Raw genomic sequence first — 20,110 nt, 5'->3', positions numbered from 1 at the left:
TTAACTAACAACAAAGCAACTTATTTTAGTAGCACCATCTGAGAAATAAATACTAATGTATTCATTAACATATGTGCAATTATCGAAGTAGCAATATTTTTTGTTTTTACATATAGGAAGCAAAAAACAAATCCCATTGCTGAATAAAGCAAGATGTGTCCATCCATATGAATAAAGGCAAAGAGTAATGAGCTAATAACTGCAGCACCAACAACACCGGTTAAATCATAGAAAAAGCCGAAAATAACTTTCCTAAATACAAATTCTTCAAGAATCGGAGCAAAGATAGCGCCAGTAATTAAGAATAAAGGATACTTGTTTATGATTTCAATAATGTATTGTGTATTAGCAGAACCGGGGGGAATTTTTAAAACGGCTTGTTCGATTAAATTTGCAGTTATTTGAACAAAAATAGCTAAAAACATTCCTATAAAGCCCCACGATAAAACTTGTCCCTTTGAAACAGAAGGTTGAATAGTCAAACTATTTTTGATAGGAAACTTCTTATTTAAAAGTATCATAACTAAACTTCCTAGTATAAAGCAAGCGATAGTTGAGTAGATGATGACCGATGTTTTGGCATTACTTGGAACCAAACTCCCTAAAAGAGCGGGCAACGTTTGAGCGATAACATAGGTGACCAAAATTGTAATTGTTGAGTTTTTCATTTTAAACCTCATTTCTAAAATTCATCTTGTCATAACTATAGGTACCTTGTCATATTAATGTCTGTTGTAACAAAGCCCATTTTTTTGTATAGCGAAAGAGCAACTTCATTATGACCAAATACATGTAAACTAATTTTATCAAAATGCATTGTTTTTATTTCTTTTATAAGTGTCTCTATTGCTTTTGTGCCATAGCCTTTTCCTCTAAAAGGTTCAAAAATAACGAAATCATAAATAAATGCTGATTTTCCAGTTTTATCGTGATGAGCGTGAAACCATAAATAACCAATCTTACTTGAAAGGGAAGGTTCAATTATTGAAAATAAAAACTCGTTTTCAGTATGAATGCCTTTAGGTAGAAGCTCGTTGAAAGTTGTCGTTGCAAGCGCAATAGCCTCATCACCAGACCAGGTTCCAGCGGCTACTTTATCTTTTGCGTAATCCAAAATTGAAAAAGAGAGAAAATCATCAAAGTCAGATTGAATCATTTTTTTTAGTTGCATAATCAAGACTCCTTTATGACGAGAAATAGTGGTTTTATCCGCTGAAAAAACAAATTCAGTATACAGTATACCACACTTGCCATACTGTATGTTTTGGAAATAAAAAAAACAAAATCAAAATAAAAGAAATCCCAATGATTTGCAAATAGTAAGGAGTGAAAGGAGAAAAAAAGTTAACAAAATACTTGCATTCTATCCAAATTTTGATTAAGATAAAGAAGTGAGTTAGCACTCTTTGTGTATGAGTGCTAATAGAAACAAAAAGATAAATAAATGGAGGGATTTACGTGTTAAAACCATTAGGAGATCGTGTCATGATAGAAGTTGCTAAAGAGGAAGAAAAAACTGTTAGTGGGATCGTTTTACCAGGTTCAGCGCAGGAAAAACCTCAAACAGGGACGATTATCGCAGTTGGTGAAGGTCGTATTTTAGAAAATGGTACTAAGGTCGAGATGGCTGTTAAAGTTGGAGACGTTGTACTATTTGAAAAATATGCAGGAACTGAAGTTAAATATGATGGAAAAGAATATTTAGTCTTAAAAGAACACGATTTAGTAGCAATCGTTGGGTAACAATAAAAATAAAAAATTATGAGGTGAAAAATAATGGCTAAAGATATTAAATTTGCAGAAGACGCACGTGGCGCAATGCTTCGTGGAGTAGACATTTTGGCAGACACAGTTAAAGTAACATTAGGACCTAAAGGACGCAACGTTGTTTTAGAAAAATCATTCGGATCACCTTTGATTACAAATGATGGTGTGACGATTGCAAAAGAAATCGAATTAGAAAATCATTTCGAAAATATGGGAGCAAAACTTGTTTCAGAAGTTGCTTCAAAAACAAATGATATTGCTGGTGACGGAACAACTACAGCGACTGTTTTAACACAAGCAATTGTTCGAGAAGGATTAAAAAATGTTACTGCAGGAGCTAACCCAGTCGGTATTCGTCGTGGAATTGAATTGGCAACCAAAGCAGCAGTTGAAGAATTACATGCGATTTCAAAAGTAGTCGATTCAAAAGAAGCGATTGCACAAGTAGCAGCCATTTCTTCTGGTGATGACGAAATCGGTTCGTTAATTGCAGAAGCCATGGAAAAAGTTGGCAATGACGGCGTGATTACAATTGAAGAATCAAAAGGAATCGAGACCGAATTGGACGTTGTTGAAGGAATGCAATTTGACCGTGGGTATTTATCTCAATATATGGTAACAGACAATGATAAAATGGAAGCTGTTTTAGAAAATCCATATGTTTTGATTACAGATAAAAAAATTTCAAATATTCAAGATGTCTTGCCTTTGTTGGAACAAATTCTACAACAAGGTCGTCCATTGTTGATTATTGCGGATGATGTGGATGGTGAAGCCTTACCAACACTTGTTTTAAATAAATTACGCGGTACGTTTAATGTTGTTGCAGTCAAAGCTCCTGGATTTGGTGATCGTCGCAAAGCGATGTTAGAAGACATTGCAATTTTAACTGGTGGTACTGTTATTACAGAAGATCTAGGATTAGAATTGAAAGATACAACAATTGATCAATTAGGTCATGCAGGAAAAGCTGTAGTAACAAAAGATGCGACTACAATTGTTGAAGGAGCCGGAGCAAAAGAAGCCATCCAACAACGTGTAGCTATCATCAAATCACAAGCAGCTGAAACGACTTCAGAATTTGATAAAGAAAAATTACAAGAACGTTTAGCAAAACTTTCAGGAGGGGTAGCTGTTGTTAAAGTTGGAGCAGCTACTGAAACTGAATTAAAAGAACGTAAATTACGCATTGAAGATGCCTTGAATGCAACACGTGCTGCTGTTGAAGAAGGAATCGTAGCAGGTGGTGGAACGGCTTTAGTGAATGTACAAGCTAAAGTGGCTGAAATTGAAGCAGAAGGTGACGTAGCAACAGGAATTAAAATTGTCCTACGCTCGTTAGAAGAACCATTACGTCAAATCGTAACCAATGCTGGACTTGAAGGTTCGGTAATTGTGGATAAATTAAAACATGCTGATTTAGGTATCGGTTTTAATGCAGCGAATGGTGAATGGGTCAACATGGTTGAAGCTGGAATCGTTGATCCAACTAAAGTAACTCGCTCTGCTTTGCAAAATGCAGCAAGTGTAGCAGCATTGTTATTGACAACAGAAGCAGTTGTTGCTGACCAACCAACTCCAGACATGCCACCAATGGCCCCTGGAATGGACCCAAGTATGATGGGCGGCATGATGTAAAAAACTAAAGAAGAAACCTTTAATTAAAGGTTTCTTCTTTTTTATTTCTGAGGGTTTATGATTGCAAACGCATGTTATTAAGTCTATGATTAAATTATTAAAAGAAAGAAGGAATGCTCTATGGAAAAATCAAAAAAAATTCAAATTTTAAAAGATATTATTGATATAGAATCAGTTAATGGTAACGAAAAGGCCGTAGCTGATTATTTAGCTGATTTATTCAAAGAATATAAAATTTCAACAAAACAAGTAGCTTATGATACAGACAGAGATAATTTAGTAGCTGAGATTGGAAACGGCACATCAAAGGTATTGGCATTTTCAGGACATATGGATGTTGTAGCACCAGGTAATCTAGCAGACTGGACGACTGATCCTTTTAAAGCAGATGAGCGAGATGGAAAAATTTATGGTCGAGGTTCTTGCGATATGAAGAGTGGGCTAGCTGCAATGGTCATCGCAATGATTGAACTGGTGGAAGAAAAAACCGAATTGAATGGTAAAATAAAATTATTAGCTACCGTCGGAGAAGAAGTTGGAGAGCTTGGAGCAGCTCAATTAACAAAAGAAGGTTATGCAGATGATGTAACATCAATGATTATTGGTGAACCATCTGGATACCGTATCATTTACACACATCAAGGTTCAATTAATTTTAGCGTAGCGTCTAAAGGTAAAAGCTCTCATAGTTCAATGCCTAAATTGGGTATTAATGCAATCGATTATTTAATTGAATTTTACACTAAAGCGAATCATGAATTTAGAAAAACAGTTTATACAAATGATGTACTAGGTGATTTTATTTACAATGTTACGATGATATCTGGCGGAGAACAAATCAATAGTATTCCAGAAAAAGCAACGTTAGAAGGTAATATTCGTACAATTCCTGAATACGATAATCAAAAAACAATAGAAAAATTAAATGAAATAATTGAGGATTTGAATAAGGAAAAAGAATGCAATCTCACTTTAACGATTGAAGCCAACAAATTAGTTGTTAAAAGTGAACGAGATTCAGATATTGCCCACATTGCTCAAAAAATTGCTGAAACAAAGACCGGGCAAAAAGTACCATTACTTGGTATGCCTGGAACGACAGATGCAGCTGAATTTATTAAAGCAAAAAATACTTTCCCAATTATTGTTTTTGGACCAGGAAATGAAACGCCCCATCAAGTGAATGAATATGTGGATGTAGATAATTACTTGGATATGATTGAGGTTTATAAAGAGATTTCTAAAAAGTATTTATATATGTAATGATGTGAAAAAAAGATTTAGAATATTATAAGTATATTCTAAATCTTTTTTTTATTTAATTTAAAAGTTCAAAAAAATTTAATTTTTTTGAATAATTTTTCCCTAAAAGTATGTCATATTGAATTAAGCGATAATCTTCCATTACTTTTGAATTTAATTCAGATGGTCCAATTATATGATTGTTAGAATCTAAGTGTATTTCTTTAGTTAATGCAGGTATAGTTTTCTCTAATTCATTAATCATAGTTAAAAAGGGGGTTTTTGGGTAATCAATAATATCTAATAAATTATTAGTTATTTGGTTTGGACTAATAGTACCTAGTTCTGAATCTTTTTCTTGGTAATTTGTCCAATAAAATAAAGGGGTTTGATGAACTTGTTGTTGGTCTACTTCAAAAAGGTCTTTATAGATATCGGAACCTGGATAGTGATCTCCCCAAAATACGACAGCAGTTTTTTTTTCTATTTTAGATAATTCTAGTGTCAATTCATAAAAACTTTGATCGGATAAATTAAGACTTCCTAAATAAGCAGACATAGCTTGTTTTTTTTCTTGATCAATAGTATCGTTCTCAATATAGAATTCATTTGAAAGATAGTCAGGGTCATAAGGAATATGATTTTGCATAGTAATCAGTAAAATAAATTGATTTTTTTCATTACTATTTAGTTGTTTCAATACATCTTTATAAGCTTCACCATCATTTACATGTAAAGATGGTGAAATTATTCCTACATGTTCCATCTCATCAATTCCATAAAAATTATCAAAACCATAGTTTTGATATACAAGATCTCTCTTATACATTGTTTTAAAATAAGGATGCAGAGCTGTTGTTTGATAATCTAAGTCATTAAAATACGAAACAATACTTGGGAAATCTTTAACCTTGGAGACTGAATTTTGATAAGGAGTACCTTTAGTAAAGTAAGTTGAAAAACTAGTTAAAGCTTCAAATTCAATGTTAGCTGTGCCACCTCCATATTCGCCTACTAATGTTTGACCAGATGGATAATTTTCCAAAATTTCTGAAATGTATGGAATTGGGTTTTCTCCATATTGATAAATATTGCTACTCTTAGCCGGATTAGTAAAAGATTCATTCATAATATAGATGACATTAACGTCAAGTGCAGTATCTGTTTTTTTAGCTGTTTGCTTTTTATATTTAGTAACAATTTTTTCAATATTTTTACGATTGTAATTTTCTGGTTTTTCCATAGCATAAGAATTTATATTATAAGTGAAGCCTAGAACAAATCCGTTATTTATAAAATTAACATTTTGATTCCATTCTAAAAATTCAATGCCTTTTTTTTGTGCATATTTCCCAGCTGCAGAATCAGGGTTACTAATTTGAATAATTGAATAAAGGCTGATTGATAAAAAGCATAAGGAGATAGTTCTGAATAGGAAAACCCATTTAGATTTGAAAGTTATTTTCAATTTAAATGAAAAATAATATTTAATAAAAAAAGTGAGTCCAGTTAAAAATAGAATTCCTAATCCAATTAGAAGTAACTGACTTAAATTAACCATTTTTATTAGGGACTTAACTTCTGAAATCATAGATAATTCTTCTGGAACGAGAGGGAAATTTCTTGAATGCATCTTTTGTGCATTTGCATAGGCGATAGCTATCATAATTGTACTTGTGATGATACTTCCAGAAATAATATCTCCTAAAATTGATGAGAACCACAAAACGATTAAAAATAAAATTAAATAAGAAAATTTATAAATTTCTGGATTTAAATTAATAAAATCATCAACAAAATTGTAGTTAAAATCTAAAAAGCTACCTTCTAAGAGTCGGAAAAGTAGCTGTGGTGTTAGGAAAGCTAGAATTAATTGAGCTGAGTAGTAAATAATTTTTTTTGTATGGATGGACATTTTATTCCTTTCTAAGAACATCTAAATAAATTTTTTTAGTATCTTGATAAAGTTTATCTAATGAAAAATTAGTAGAAGCTAGTTTATAAATATTTTCACCTTTTGCTATGAGTGTATCATCTAGCCAAGAGCGGTATGCATCATCTAAAGCTTTTGTATAGGCAAGCTGGTTATCGATGGGAACTAACCACCCATATTTTTCATTAGGAATTAGTTTGTGGACATCTCCAACAGCAGTAGATATAAAAGGAACATGTTGATTAGCAGATTCAAGGAGTACGAGAGGGAAACTCTCACTATAGGAACTTAGTAAGGTGATATCAGATTCAGAAACTAATTGATCTATTTCTTCACGATTTTTAAATCCTAAAAAATGTATAAAAGAATCTATTTTTAATTCAGAAGCCTCTTTCTTTAATTGAGATAGACAATCTCCATCCCCGATAATATTTAGTTTGTAATTAGGAATATTTGTTTTGGATAAACTTTTAAACAATAAACTATGTCCTTTTATGGGATGTAATCTAGCAACATAAGACATTGTAAAAATTGAATTTTTATTCCTTTTTTTTATAGGTGTATCATCAAAAATAATTCCATTATATACAACATAAATATTTTTTTCATTCAATCCATATTCAATTAACATTTTTTTGAAATTTTCAGTAACAGCAATTAAAGCATCCGCTTTTTTTAAACATTTTAAGTTTAAAAAAGTAAATAATTTTCCTTTAAGTCCGCGATTCATAAAATCTAATTTGGGGTTGCTATGAACAGTAATGACCCATTTTGCGTTTAGTTTATTACGGATTTTATTGATTAAAAAATTTGCACGAGGTCCATGGGTGTGAACTAGATCAAAGTTGTTTTTATTAATAAAAACAATAATTTTTTTCAGTACTGAAAGATCATATCTAGAAGTTTGTGGAATAACTGTCACTTTAATATTGAGTGCTCGAGCTTCTTGAGCAACGATTCCATCTTCAAGAACTAATAACTCAGCTTCATTGGAATTAAATTGTGATAAAAGTGAAATAATATGTGTTTTTCCCCCACCATTTTCTGCACCAACATTAATGTGTAAGACTTTCATTATTTCACCTTCTTTTCTTTTATAACTTTTTTAACTTCTAATAAAAATTTTGGTAAAACTAACATCCTCACAAAACGAGTAGGCTGTTTAAGTAAGCGATACAGCCATTCTAAATGTAAATTTTGGAATATTTTTGGTGCACGCTTCACTTTACCAGAAAGTACGTCAAAACTACCTCCTACACCCATTAAAATACCTTTTGAAGCAGTTTTTAAATAAGTGTGTATCCATTCTTCTTGACGAGGAAATCCTAAAGCAACAAATATAAAATCTGGATTAGATGCTTGAACTGATTCCATTATGGTTGAATCATTAGCACCAAAATAGCCATCATGAAATCCACAAATAATAATATTTGGGTAATTAGTAGCAACATTTTCTGTAGCTAATTTAACTACTTCTTTTTTTGCACCTAAAAAATATACTCGCTTATTTTTTTTATTGGCTTCTTCCAATAAAGAAATCATTAAGTCGAAACCAGCTACGCGTTCAATAATTGGAGTGTTCAACATATGGCTAGCTTTAATAACTCCTATACCATCGGCTGTAATATAATCAGCTTCATGCAATAAACAACTGTATGAAGTGTTTTCTTTTGCGTACATGACAATTTCTGGATTGGCTGTAACAATAAACGTTTTTTTATTGGCATCACTGTTATTCATTATTTCAGTGACAAACTGTTTTTTTGTTAAATTATCAAAGGGGATTCCTAATATATCAATTTTTTTCATAATGTAATCTGTCTCCTTAGGGAATGATTTTGTAATGTATCCATTATAACAAATTAATCAACTGATTGAGATTATTTTACTTGTTTAGTTTTCTTTTCTTTAATGTACAAATAAATGTTATAGATACTAATAAACAAAATAGTGTATCGTAAGAAAAGTAATGATTGACCAGAATATTGAAAATTAATTGGAATGGCATATAAATAAACGTTAACAATATAGAGACTAGCCATAAACAATATATATTTCCTAATGTTTTTAAGAAAAAACATACTTATAAATCCTAAGCTAATAGTCATAATTAGTTCGATTTTTTTGAATTTCTGAATTAGTAATTTATTGATTCCAAGTAATTTTTTTTCTGAAAAAGATGAAGTCATAATAGTTTTAGGTTTTGAGTAACCATATGAGATAAGCATACTTTTTGGATTTGATTTAATCCATAAAGTATTACGATAATTGGCTTTTAAATTATCATACTTCATAGCATAGTATGCCCCCATATAGCTAGGAATATATTTTCCGTTTTTATAATGAGTTGTTCTGAGTTCTTTAAGTTGTAACTCTAATTCTTTATTAATTTTTTTTGTGTCTTCTGGAAAGCCATATCCTTGGTAAGTTCCTAATAATTTTGAACTAGCAGATTCAAAGGATGTTGGAATAAAATGATCAAAAATAAGATAATTACGAAGTGTCCAAGGAATGAAAAAAAGAAGACAAATAATTGATGTTATTATTGCTTGCTTTAACAATAGTTTAACTGGAAAATTTGTGAAAAATAAAAAAGCCAATAAAATCAAAGGATATATTAAGAATGTTGAGCGCAATAGTAGTCCAAACATATATGTAGCTGTTAACAAATAGTAATATTTCCATTCATGAGTTTTTTGTAACATTATTGAAAAATAAACAGTATAAACAAAAGCAAACATAAATGGAGAGTCAGTTAAAATTAAATTATCTATCCAAATAAAATCTGGAGTTAAAAATAGTAAAGCAGCTAGTGCTCCTATCCACTTTGGCGAAAATAGAATTATAATTTTATAAACTCCAATTATTGATAGAATACTAAAAGCAATCATTACTAATTTTAAGAATAACCATAAACCATCTGTGCTACCAAATATTGTATGAGGGAGTGCAATAATTACTGGAAGAGCAGGCATGATGGTACTTGGCATGCCGTTTAGTGTTAATTCACCTGTTTTCATTAAATGAATACCACTTTCAAGATATAAAATATCTTCACTGTTTATGCTATATCGAAACCCTAATTGAAATAGTATTACAAGCCTTTCAATTAAAGCAATGAGTATTACTCCTAAAAGTAATTTATTTTTTTTGAAAAAATGTATCATGAAATCCCCCTAAACTGTAGTCATTTTAATAAAAAAAATTGAAGCAGAATTTATTTGAAATCTGCTTCAATAAGTTAGAAAGAAAATAAATTTTAAAGATCTTCCTCAATGGTCATATTCCAATTAAATTTACTTTCCATCATAGTTTTCCAATGCAGAGTATTCTCATAGGTACCAAAACCACCAGTATTAATTTTATAAAGCTGAAATTGTAAAGTACTATCTAATGATTGAGCCCAAACATTATTTGCAGCAAAAAAATCTTTGCTGCTTTTCACTGCATCAGGGTGATTCAGATAATTACCAGTGACTATTTTGTAATATGGTTCAGGTGTTTTTTGACTAACAAATCCAGTACTCCACCATTTTTCAGATGCAAAGTAACGAACTACGGAGTCTTGATCTAGTGGATCTAAAAAATCTCCTGTAATAATTTTATATTTATTTTGTTCACCAGTAGGAACAACTTCAGCCCACCAGCCAGTATCTTTTATGAATTTTGATAGGACCATATCAGCTGTTTGTTTTCCAAGAAAACCACCAGTTTCAACACGATAATAGGGTCTTGATTTATCTGATTTTTCAACAGATGCCCAAAAACCAGTACTAGTCATAAAATTTTTATTTACTTGTTCAGCATCTACTTTATTTAAGAAATCCCCAGTTTGAATGTAGGCATAATTTTTCATTTGATTACTTGGAACTACAGTCGACCAAATTGGAAAGACAGATGTTAATTGTTCTTGAGCTTGCTTTGCATATGTTGGGCTTACAAAGTTTAAATCTTCAATAGAAATACGATAATTTTTTTGAATAGTATCATATTGAGTTAAGTTATTAGCTTCGATAGTAGAATTCAGTTTAGATGCGTAGGTTGGATCAGTAGCATAACGACCTTGTAACCATTGAGTAGCATCACGATATGAGGACGTGTTAGAAACCCAAGTACCTGAATAAAAGTTTGGGTCCCCAGTTAATCCATTTCTCAATAAGTCTCCGTTATCTTCAAATGATTGAGTGTAAGAAGGATATTTCCTAAATGCTGCCTGCACAGTTACCCATTGACCATTGATAAACTCCCAAGTAGGAAACATTACAGACTGACCCTTGTAGCTTCCTTTTATCCCAAATAAGTTATAGTTGGGTGCTGATGCTAATCCGCTTTTTCCCCAACCACTTTCTAGAATTGCCTGAGCCATCATAACAGATGGGTATAGCCCACGTTCAGTTGCAACCTTGACAGCATGTGGTGCGATAGAATCTATAAAGCTTTCACTACTCATGAATGAGCGTGAAAAAATTTCAGGTTGTTTATTCATAGCAGCACTCCATGCAGCTTCTTGAGAATAAGTTTTGCTAATATCAATATCATTAGGGGGAATTTCATTTTCGGTTGTGTTTTCTTTATTTTCTGTTTCTTCATTAGAACTAGAACTAGCGCTATTGTCTAAATGATCATTTGTAGTAACATTAGTTGCCTCAGGTTCGGTAGAATCGGGAATATCAACTGATTTAAGAGAAGATTCATTTGATTGTACTTTTTCAGCTAAGACATTTAGAGGTAAAGTTGTTGAACACAGTAGGAATAGTGAGCTGTACATGAGTATTTTTTTATAGTTTTCATTTTTTTTTCATTTTGCTAATAAAAGCTCCTTTTCTATGAAATGATTACTAGTTAATGTATTCGAAAACAGTTTAACTAATACATTTTATTAAGTCCATATTAACTTTCAGTTTCATGTAAATTAAATTACAAAAAATCTATAAAATCAATATAGCTTAACACATCTAATCGAAAGTATAACATAAATACAATACCACTTCTATGCAAAAAAAGTACTGAAAAAAAATACTTAATTGAACTATAGATAGATTAAGTATTTTTTATCGTTGGTTTTTAATTATCTATTGAAGATTTAAAAAAATCGGATTTATTATCGGTATTTTTAAAATTTTCATGCCATTGTGAGTAAGGTATGAAAATAAAAGGATAATCTGGTTTTAATCCCATATATATTTTAAAACTAGAATCTTCTTGAATCGGCATTACAGCCCATAAGTATTCCCAATATGGGACTTCTAAAACTTTTATTTCATTTTGTTTAGAGTGTTTTTTTTGGTACTCAATGAACTCAGCCCTTAATCTAGCAGCATTACCAATGCGTTCAAACATTATTGAATAAGTACTTGCAAAGAAAATCGATACAGTAGCTAATAGAATTAGAGTGTTTTTATAATAAACCTTACTACTTTTTTTAGAAACCATTTTTTTGAAAGTAAATTTATTTATAACAAGTAAAATAAACAAAGTGAAAAAAACATATGAAGCAAAGAAACATCTAGGCCCCATGGGACTTACAACTAAAAACGGAGCAGCCAATACAAGTGCTGAAAATAAATAGAGTAATGCAAGTATTCTATCTTGTCCAATTAAAAAAACGGACGAAATGTAAATCAACCCTAAATAAAAAACTGCGGATAAGAATAGTGAGAATAAAAAATAATAATTTCCAAAAGGAAAAATATTAAAATTCGTAACTAATATTGGTGTGTATAACGGATAAATGATAAAAACAATTGAAAAAATCATTGTACTATATTTTTGTTGCTTCGATGATACCAGATGATTATTTTTCCAAATAATTAATAACCCGGCTAAACTTAGTAATAAAACTAAAATACTATTGTCAAAAAAAAGATAATGGTTGATGTCTTTAGCAGCAACATCATAGAATTTTTTTAAAGATAGCCCCATAGAGCGATAAGCATCATCTTTTGTTGCAATTTTAGAATAGGCATCATTCATAAACATTAAAACTGCACCTATTAGTGAAGAAAATAAAAAACTTAGATTAGTAAAAAATATTTTTTTATATTTTATAAAGGCATAGAGGATAGTAATAAATGCTAGTAAAACATTATAGACTGTCACATGTTCTGCAAAAAATTGACCTAGTATAGAAGGTACAATTAAGAACAACGCCAATTTTACATCTAAATGTCGATTTTGTGATAGTTTATTGAAGTTAGTTTTTAACAAGTATATATATAGTAGCGGGAGTATAATTGAAGGGACATAGTTTACAAATCCTGCGCTCCAACCAAAAATTTGTGCAAAAATAGTTTTTGGAACTAATAGGATAATTAAAAAACTGCTGAGCATTACAAGAATATTTTTACGCTCAGTAAGCAAATTAATTAAATAGAGTAAAACTGTACAAACTGTTGAAAAAATAAATATTTTTAAAAAAAGATTTCTGGTCATTATAATAATAAAAAAGTCTCCTAAGTATCGACCGTCGTAATATTTGTAAATTCCCTCTTTAAAATAAGTGTCACCAAAATGACCTGCCCAGTTCAAATCATCTCCAGTTAATGGGAAGTTATAAGCGCATAGTGCAAAAAATAGAAATATCAACAGATACATACTACCAATAATATAGTTGTTTTTTTTCATTTTCAAATCTCCTTCTAAATTAATCTATACCATAGAAGAATAACATAATAAGAGAATTTAAACAGTAACAAATTAAGTGCAAAAATTAAATATCAAAACTTAAAAGAATCTCCAGATTAATTTTTTTTTAAGAAGATTGCATGCTAATTCTAAGATATGCTATAATCAACAAGATATAAAGTTTTAAATTTCTCTATTTAGATTATAACAATACAAATAATGAAATTATTTAAAAAATTGGAGTGTTTGATTTTGGAAAAAGCATTAAAAAAAATATTTGTTTTATTTATTTTGATTCAACCGTTTTTAGATATTTATTATCTGTATTCGGATAATATTGTTAATATTTTTAAATTTTCACCAGCCACTATTATGCGGATTTTGATTATTTTCGTTTTAGGTGTGCTATTTTTATTTTGTCATAGAAAATCAAAAATAAATTACTTTATCATAATTTATGCTGTATTGATTGGTGTCTATTTTGTTTTTCATCATATGAATGCTCAAAATTTTCATTCATTAGTACCAGGGAATTTTAATTATTCACTTTTTTCTGAATTGTTTTATGTAATTAGAATGACACTACCACTTATTATTCTAGTAGTTTCCTATTACCAAGAAATTACGGATAACCTGATGGAAGTAATTGTTAGTACTTTAGTTGCTTTAGTTTCAGGGAGTATTGTAATAACTAATATTTTAAAAATTTCGTTGGCATCCTATACAAATTTAAAAATTACTGGATCTATCTTTGATTGGTTTAGTAGTTCATATGCAGGGCAATATTTTGAATTAGCTTCAAAAGGATTCTTTTCATATGCGAATGCTATTTCAGCTTTAGCTGTATTATTAACACCGCTGATGTTTTATTTTTTAATTAAGCGGTTAAATGCTAAAAATATCATTTTAATGTTGACACATCTACTAGCGATGTTTATGTTGGGCACTAAAGTAGCCTCTTTGGGATTCGTTGGAATTTTAGTCGTTACAATTGGAATGTATTTCTTTTTTTCTTTTATCAAAAAAGAATTCAAATTTAATAATAATATAGGCTTGATGTTACTGCTGATGGTTGTGCTAAGTGGATTAATCTTACCTTTTTCTCCAACTATGAATCGTAATAACTTTGACCAACAAGTTCAATCTCAACGTGAAGGTGATAAAACTGTAGTAACTGAACGAAATAATAAATTAAAAACAGAAGAAAAGAAAACTAAAGATAAAGAACATAAAGAAGAAAGTCCACTAGTCAAATATATAAGGGAACATTATGTGGAATATTCAATTAATGGTCAGTTTATCGAGGTTTCGTATCCTTATGTAAATGATCCAAAGTTTTGGTTTGAAGTGATGCAACTACCAATTGAAGATAAGTTGAATTTTAGAAATATCGAAACGTTAATGTTACAGCGTGTTAAAGAGATTAATAATAATCCAAAAGATAATTGGTTTGGAATTACCTATACTAGAATGAATAATATATTTAATCTAGAACGTGATTTCCAGTCACACTATTTTTCAATGGGGATTATTGGAGTTCTTTTATTATTAGTTCCGTATTTACTAATCCTTTTATTTAGTGGTATTTTAATGTTAATAAAATTCAAAGAACAATTCACCTTTAAAAACTGTTCGTTGTTATTATCAGTTTTAGTAACTTTATCAGTTTCCTTATATAGTGGAAATGTAATGGATTTCTTAACGGTAACAATTATTTTAGCTTTTGTTGAAGGGCAACTACTGAGAAATGTTTTGTTTTCAAAGAGTAAAAAAAATAAAAAAATATCCGTTATCATGCCGAGCTATAATGATGCAGAAACGATTGAAACATCATTAAATTCTGTTAAAAGTCAAAATTATGATAATTGGGAAATTATAGTAGTTGATGATGGGTCTACTGATAATACAAAAAATAAGATTGATGGATTTTGTCAATTGAATCATTATCAAGAAAAAATCCATTATTATTATCAAGAGAATAGTGACCAATTAAATGCGTTGCAAAGAGCTCTGGAACATACAACTGGGGACTATATATTTATTTTACATTCAGATGATATGTTGGCAAATAAAAATGTTTTTAAAATGGCAAATAACCAGTTAAATCAAACTAATTCAGATGCATTGATTGCAGACTTAGAATTAGTAAATGATGAAGGAAAAAAAATCGGAAAACAACGTGTACTTGATTATTATAAATCTAATAGAACTATTGCCACTCAGGTATTATGGTTAGGTAGAAATTTATTTGTTGATGTTGCTTTTTGGCAAGCAGATGTATTTAAAAATGTAGTAAGTCAAAATTATTTGAAATGGAATACACCTCACTGGTTAGATTTAAGAAATGGAGTAGAAACGTTATCTGTTGAAAATGTGAGTTTTCCATTCATTAAATATCGTATTCATGAAAACAATTATATTAACTCTGAGATTGGTGAATTAAATGTTTTAAATGGTGAAATACGGACGTTAACAAGACTGTTTCCAAACTACAAACTTCCATTTTATAATAAACAATATACTATTTTTAGAGTTTATAATAAATTGAAATTATTATCTCTGTATACGCCTTTTTATTTAAAAAAACCAGAGAATAAAGAAGCCCAAATTTTGAAATTTGTGATTAATAAAAGAATGGGCAATGATTTTAAAGAGAATCTTTTTTTAAATTCAGTAGTTGAATTTTATGAAAAGCAAAACAATCGTGAAATTGTTATAAAAAATATAGATTTATCTGAAAAAATTTATTTAGGTAGCGATATGCGTGCTTTCAATAAAAATTTGATAGAAAATAAATTATCAGAATTTTATTTGAATTTCTTGTCAGAAATGGAAAAAGGATTTAATCAAATTAGAACTACTGAGCTTGATGCACCAAGAGTTAAAGAATTAGTAACGTTTATGTGTATTGATCATAAAGTAAAAATAATCGTTGAGTAAGGAGAAGGTAAAATGATTCCAAAGAAAATTCATTACGTATGGGTTGGTGGAAAAGATAAGCCGAAAGATATCCAAAAATGCATGGATACTTGGAAAAAACATTTATCAGAGTATGAAATTATTGAATGGAATGAAACAAACTTTGACATGAATGCTCATCCTTTTATTGCAGAGGCATATGCAAAAAAAAAATGGGCCTATGTAAGTGATTATATTAGAGCTTATGTAGTCTATGAAGAGGGCGGAATTTATTTAGATACTGATGTAATTGTTTTAGATGATTTAACTCAATTTCTTAAAAATCGTGCATTTGTTGGTTTTGAAAATCCTTCATATCCTTTTACAGCTGTTTTTGGAGCAGAGCCTAAGCATCCGTTAGTTAAAGATATTTTAGATTACTATGATCAGGTCTCATTTGAATTTGATAAAAATAATGAGATGAAAAACGTAAATACAAAAATTGTGTCAGATATTTTAATAAATAAATATAAGTGTAAAGTAAATAATAAAGAACAATTATTACTTGAAGGGATTAAAGTGTATCCTGATGGAGTATTGTGCAATCCTTCTGACAACTCTTCTACTATTCATGTTTTTACTGGTACTTGGATGGAGAGTCAAAAACCACTCAAACGTAAAATAAACAAATGGGTTAAATTAAGAACCACTAGTAAAAATCGAATTAAGCTATACAAACGCTTATTTTAACAATTAAAGAATTTTATGCTTTGAATTAAATGATTGGAGATATACCTATGAGACAACAAAATTCAATGAAAAATTTTTTTACTAGCCTATTTCCATTTATCATCTTAATGTTTATTGGCTTTTGGAAGGTCAGTGTTTGGCAAAGAGATTTAGGAAATGATATATTTGCATTAAATCAACTATTCTTCCAAATTTTTGCATACTTGTCCTTAGCAGAAGCAGGAGTGGGTGCACTTGTTCAAAATGTATATTACAAATTATTAATTGATAAAAAGAATGATGAAATCAATATTTATTATACATTATCAAAACGTATGTTAAGATGGATATCCTTGATTATATTAGTTTTAGGTGTGGCTGTGTCATTCTTTCTAAATTATTTAACAAATAATCAACTAAGTTTGACTTACATGCAAGTAGTTTTTCTACTATTTTTAGTTAAAAATTTAGTGGATTACTTTATGTTTTCACCTAGATTTGTACTTCAAGCAGATCAAAAAATTTATAAAATAAATGTGGTCATGAACTTTTATAAGATTGTTGAAAGTTTAGCAGAAGTTTTATTAATTATGTATGGATGGGATTACGTAACGGTTCTAATTGTTACTATTTTTATTCGAATATTAACAAATGTAATGGTTAATAAAGTAATATTTAAGGAATATAGTTGGTTGAAGGAAGTTAAGGAGACTGGAAATTATAAAATTACTGGTATGGCTTATGCTCTTAATAATAAGTTTATAGGAGCAGCACAGGATAGTACTGATATTTTATTGATTTCAGCTTTTTTATCACCATTAGCTGTTACGATTTATTCAAGCTATAAATACATCACTAAGTATTTGTTGGATTTTATTTATTTATTTGCTTCTTCAATCATGGCAAGTGTGGGGAATTTAATATATGAAGAAGAAAACGAACGAAGTTTTCTTGTTTTTGAAGAAATAATCATATTGTTTTATTTTGTTGCAACTTTTCTTGGAACAACTTTGTTATACGTCATGAATAATTTTATTTCAATTTGGGTAGGTGCGGATAAAGTTTTAGATGGGCTTAGTTTTTTATTGATAATATTATTTTTCTTTAATACAGTTACAAGACGACCTTATTACTTAATGAGAGATGTTTTAGTTTTATATAAAGATACACAAACTGTTTCAATTATAGAAGTTGTGATTAATATTATACTTTCGGTTATTTTAGTAAAATTACTAGGTTTAAAAGGTATATTAATAGCAGTGGTAGTTTCCTCTATGCTATTAACTTTTTGGTATTACCCATATATTATCTATAAAAAAGTATATGCTAAAGGATGGTTTCATGACTTATTGCGGTATAGTATTTGTCTAAGTATGGTCTTAATTATTGGATATTTTAGTCAAATTTACTTATCTAATTTTATAAAAACTACAAGTATGATTAGTTGGTTTATACATGCAGGTATCTATTCAGCTTTATTAATATGTCTTTTAACTGTGTTATTTTATGCTATTTTTCCAAGTTTTAGAAGGTTAACAATAAAGGGAAAAAATATGATAATTAATAAATTCATTAATTAGAATTAACGATATGCTTTATTTTAAGTAAAGTACAAATTAGAACTTTTCTAATTTGTACTTTTTTCTAGTTTTTAATGCAGCTATGGGGTATGATAGTACTAAATATTTTATTAAGTAAGGAGTTTAGTTAAATGAATAAAATTTACCCTGATGATAGTTGGTCGTTACATACAGATTTGTATCAAATCAATATGATGAAAACCTATTGGGAACTTGGTAAAGTAGATAGTCATGCTGTATTTGAATGTTACTTTAGAAATAATCCATTCGACAATGGATATGCAATATTTTCAGGTCTAGAAAGAATTGTAGAGTATATTGAAAAATTAAAATTTACAAAAACTGATATAGATTATCTAAGGGAAGTTGAAGAGTATCCAGAAGATTTTTTAACTTATTTAGAGAATTTTAAGTTTAAAGCAACCATTCGTTCAGTAGTTGAAGGTGAATTAGTTTTTAGTAATGAACCACTAGTTCAAGTGGAAGGTTCTTTAGCAGACTGTCAGTTAATTGAGACAGCATTATTGAACATTGTAAATTATCAAACTTTAATTGCTACAAAAGCAGCACGAATAAAATCAGTTGTGGGGTCAGATCCATTACTTGAATTTGGTACAAGACGAGCTCAAGAAATGGATGCGGCAATCTGGGGAACCAGAGCAGCTTATATTGGTGGATGTGATGCAACGAGTAATGTTCGTGCAGGGAAAATTTTTGGTATTCCAGCAAGCGGAACACATGCACACTCTTTAGTACAAGCATATCGTAATGATTATGATGCATTTAAAGCATACGCACTAACACATACGGATTGTGTATTTTTAGTTGACACATATGATACGCTAAAATCAGGTGTACCAAATGCGATTCGGGTAGCAAAAGAATTTGGAGATAAAATTAATTTTTTAGGTGTTCGTTTAGATAGTGGAGATATGGCTTATATTTCAAAGCGTGTGCGCCAACAGTTAGATGCAGCGGGTTTTGAAGATGTTAAAATTTATGCTTCTAATGATTTAGATGAAAAAACGATTCTGAATTTGAAAATGCAAGGAGCTAAAATCGATGTTTGGGGTGTCGGAACCAAGCTAATAACTGCTTATGATCAACCCGCATTGGGAGCTGTATATAAGTTAGTATCGATTGAAGATGAATCTGGAAAAATGGTTGACACTATTAAATTATCTGGAAACGCGGAAAAAGTTTCTACGCCAGGGAAAAAACAAGTGTGGCGAATTACAGCTAACGAAGATGGAAAATCTGAAGGTGACTATATTACATTATGGAATGAACGCCCAGATCAAGCTGGGGAACTGTATATGTTCCATCCTGTTCATACGTACATTAATAAAACAGTTGTGAATTTCGCAGCTCGTCCGTTACTAAAAGACATATTCATTGATGGTCGTTTAATCTATCCATTACCGAATTTATCTGAAGTGAAAGCTTATGCAACTTCTAACTTGGAATCACTGTGGGATGAGTACAAGCGCAATTTAAATCCAGAACCGTATCCTGTTGATTTATCCAAAGTTTGTTGGGATCATAAGATGGCGAATATTGAGTTGGCTAGAGAGCAAGTGAAAATCCAAGAAAAATATTTCGCAAAATAATCATAAAAATGAGAAACTCATGGAAATTTGTTTCTCATTTTTCATTACAATTTATGTTTAGTAGAACTATGATATAATTGTATAGAATT

General features: G+C 29.9%; 15 protein-coding genes. 7 read left to right on the top strand and 8 right to left on the bottom strand.

The genetic code is table 11. The features are described from left to right. Positions 1 to 20 precede the first annotated feature (20 nt). Together BR52_RS08585 and BR52_RS08580 are read right to left on the bottom strand one after the other, a co-directional pair. Positions 21 to 668: a CPBP family intramembrane glutamic endopeptidase gene (locus BR52_RS08585; protein WP_034571514.1), complete on the bottom strand. Its 648-nt coding sequence runs from the start codon at positions 666 to 668 to the stop codon at positions 21 to 23. 35 nt (positions 669 to 703) lie between these two features. Then, complete coding sequence (locus tag BR52_RS08580) at positions 704 to 1,171, bottom strand: GNAT family N-acetyltransferase (protein ID WP_201785261.1); 468 nt, start codon at positions 1,169 to 1,171, stop codon at positions 704 to 706. A 287-nt stretch (positions 1,172 to 1,458) separates the two neighbouring features. Between BR52_RS08580 and groES the strand changes: the two genes are divergently transcribed. The 3 genes from groES (at position 1,459) to BR52_RS08565 (ending at position 4,668) form a co-directional block, all read left to right on the top strand. Continuing rightward, positions 1,459 to 1,743, top strand: coding sequence for a co-chaperone GroES (groES, locus tag BR52_RS08575; RefSeq protein WP_034571511.1), 285 nt, complete (start codon positions 1,459 to 1,461; stop codon positions 1,741 to 1,743). A 33-nt stretch (positions 1,744 to 1,776) separates the two neighbouring features. After that, complete coding sequence (gene groL, locus BR52_RS08570; RefSeq protein WP_034571508.1) at positions 1,777 to 3,405, top strand: chaperonin GroEL; 1,629 nt, start codon at positions 1,777 to 1,779, stop codon at positions 3,403 to 3,405. A 120-nt stretch (positions 3,406 to 3,525) separates the two neighbouring features. Continuing rightward, on the top strand, positions 3,526 to 4,668 hold the full coding sequence (locus BR52_RS08565) for an ArgE/DapE family deacylase (protein ID WP_034571505.1): 1,143 nt from the start codon (positions 3,526 to 3,528) through the stop codon (positions 4,666 to 4,668). A gap of 55 nt (positions 4,669 to 4,723) precedes the next feature. Here the strand turns inward: BR52_RS08565 and BR52_RS08560 are convergent, their stop codons facing one another. From BR52_RS08560 to BR52_RS08535, 6 genes are all read right to left on the bottom strand, one after another. Further along, complete coding sequence (locus BR52_RS08560; protein ID WP_034571502.1) at positions 4,724 to 6,562, bottom strand: LTA synthase family protein; 1,839 nt, start codon at positions 6,560 to 6,562, stop codon at positions 4,724 to 4,726. 1 nt (position 6,563) lies between these two features. Then, a complete protein-coding gene (locus BR52_RS08555) occupies positions 6,564 to 7,655 on the bottom strand; it encodes a glycosyltransferase family 4 protein (RefSeq protein WP_034571499.1) in 1,092 nt (363 codons plus the stop codon). Continuing rightward, complete coding sequence (locus tag BR52_RS08550) at positions 7,655 to 8,389, bottom strand: WecB/TagA/CpsF family glycosyltransferase (RefSeq protein WP_034571496.1); 735 nt, start codon at positions 8,387 to 8,389, stop codon at positions 7,655 to 7,657. The genes BR52_RS08555 and BR52_RS08550 overlap by 1 nt, the downstream gene beginning before the upstream one ends. Before the next feature lie 71 nt (positions 8,390 to 8,460). Further along, positions 8,461 to 9,747 (bottom strand): ArnT family glycosyltransferase, encoded by a 1,287-nt coding sequence (locus BR52_RS08545; RefSeq protein ID WP_034571493.1) that lies wholly within the window; start codon positions 9,745 to 9,747, stop codon positions 8,461 to 8,463. Between the two features lie 92 nt (positions 9,748 to 9,839). After that, positions 9,840 to 11,348, bottom strand: coding sequence for a glycoside hydrolase family 73 protein (locus BR52_RS13145; protein WP_051915679.1), 1,509 nt, complete (start codon positions 11,346 to 11,348; stop codon positions 9,840 to 9,842). Between the two features lie 296 nt (positions 11,349 to 11,644). Next, complete coding sequence (locus BR52_RS08535; protein WP_034571490.1) at positions 11,645 to 13,204, bottom strand: DUF6056 family protein; 1,560 nt, start codon at positions 13,202 to 13,204, stop codon at positions 11,645 to 11,647. A 252-nt stretch (positions 13,205 to 13,456) separates the two neighbouring features. On the opposite strand from BR52_RS08535, the gene BR52_RS12595 reads away from it, so the two are divergent. The 4 genes from BR52_RS12595 to BR52_RS08515 all read left to right on the top strand — a co-directional run bounded on the left by BR52_RS12595 (position 13,457) and on the right by BR52_RS08515 (position 20,021). Further along, the gene (locus BR52_RS12595) at positions 13,457 to 16,144 is read left to right on the top strand and encodes an O-antigen ligase family protein (RefSeq protein WP_051915678.1); all 2,688 of its coding nucleotides are present in this window, start codon (positions 13,457 to 13,459) and stop codon (positions 16,142 to 16,144) included. A gap of 12 nt (positions 16,145 to 16,156) precedes the next feature. After that, on the top strand, positions 16,157 to 16,852 hold the full coding sequence (locus BR52_RS08525; RefSeq protein ID WP_034571487.1) for a glycosyltransferase family 32 protein: 696 nt from the start codon (positions 16,157 to 16,159) through the stop codon (positions 16,850 to 16,852). A gap of 47 nt (positions 16,853 to 16,899) precedes the next feature. Next, positions 16,900 to 18,411 carry a hypothetical protein gene (locus BR52_RS08520; protein WP_034571485.1) on the top strand — a complete coding sequence of 504 codons (1,512 nt, stop codon included), beginning with the start codon at positions 16,900 to 16,902 and terminating at the stop codon, positions 18,409 to 18,411. Between the two features lie 131 nt (positions 18,412 to 18,542). Further along, a complete protein-coding gene (locus BR52_RS08515; RefSeq protein ID WP_034571481.1) occupies positions 18,543 to 20,021 on the top strand; it encodes a nicotinate phosphoribosyltransferase in 1,479 nt (492 codons plus the stop codon). Positions 20,022 to 20,110 lie beyond the last annotated feature (89 nt).

This window comes from Carnobacterium divergens DSM 20623 (assembly GCF_000744255.1).
In the GTDB taxonomy this organism is placed as follows: Bacteria; Bacillota; Bacilli; order Lactobacillales; family Carnobacteriaceae; genus Carnobacterium; species Carnobacterium divergens.
This window is presented reverse-complemented; position numbering and strand designations above follow the sequence as displayed.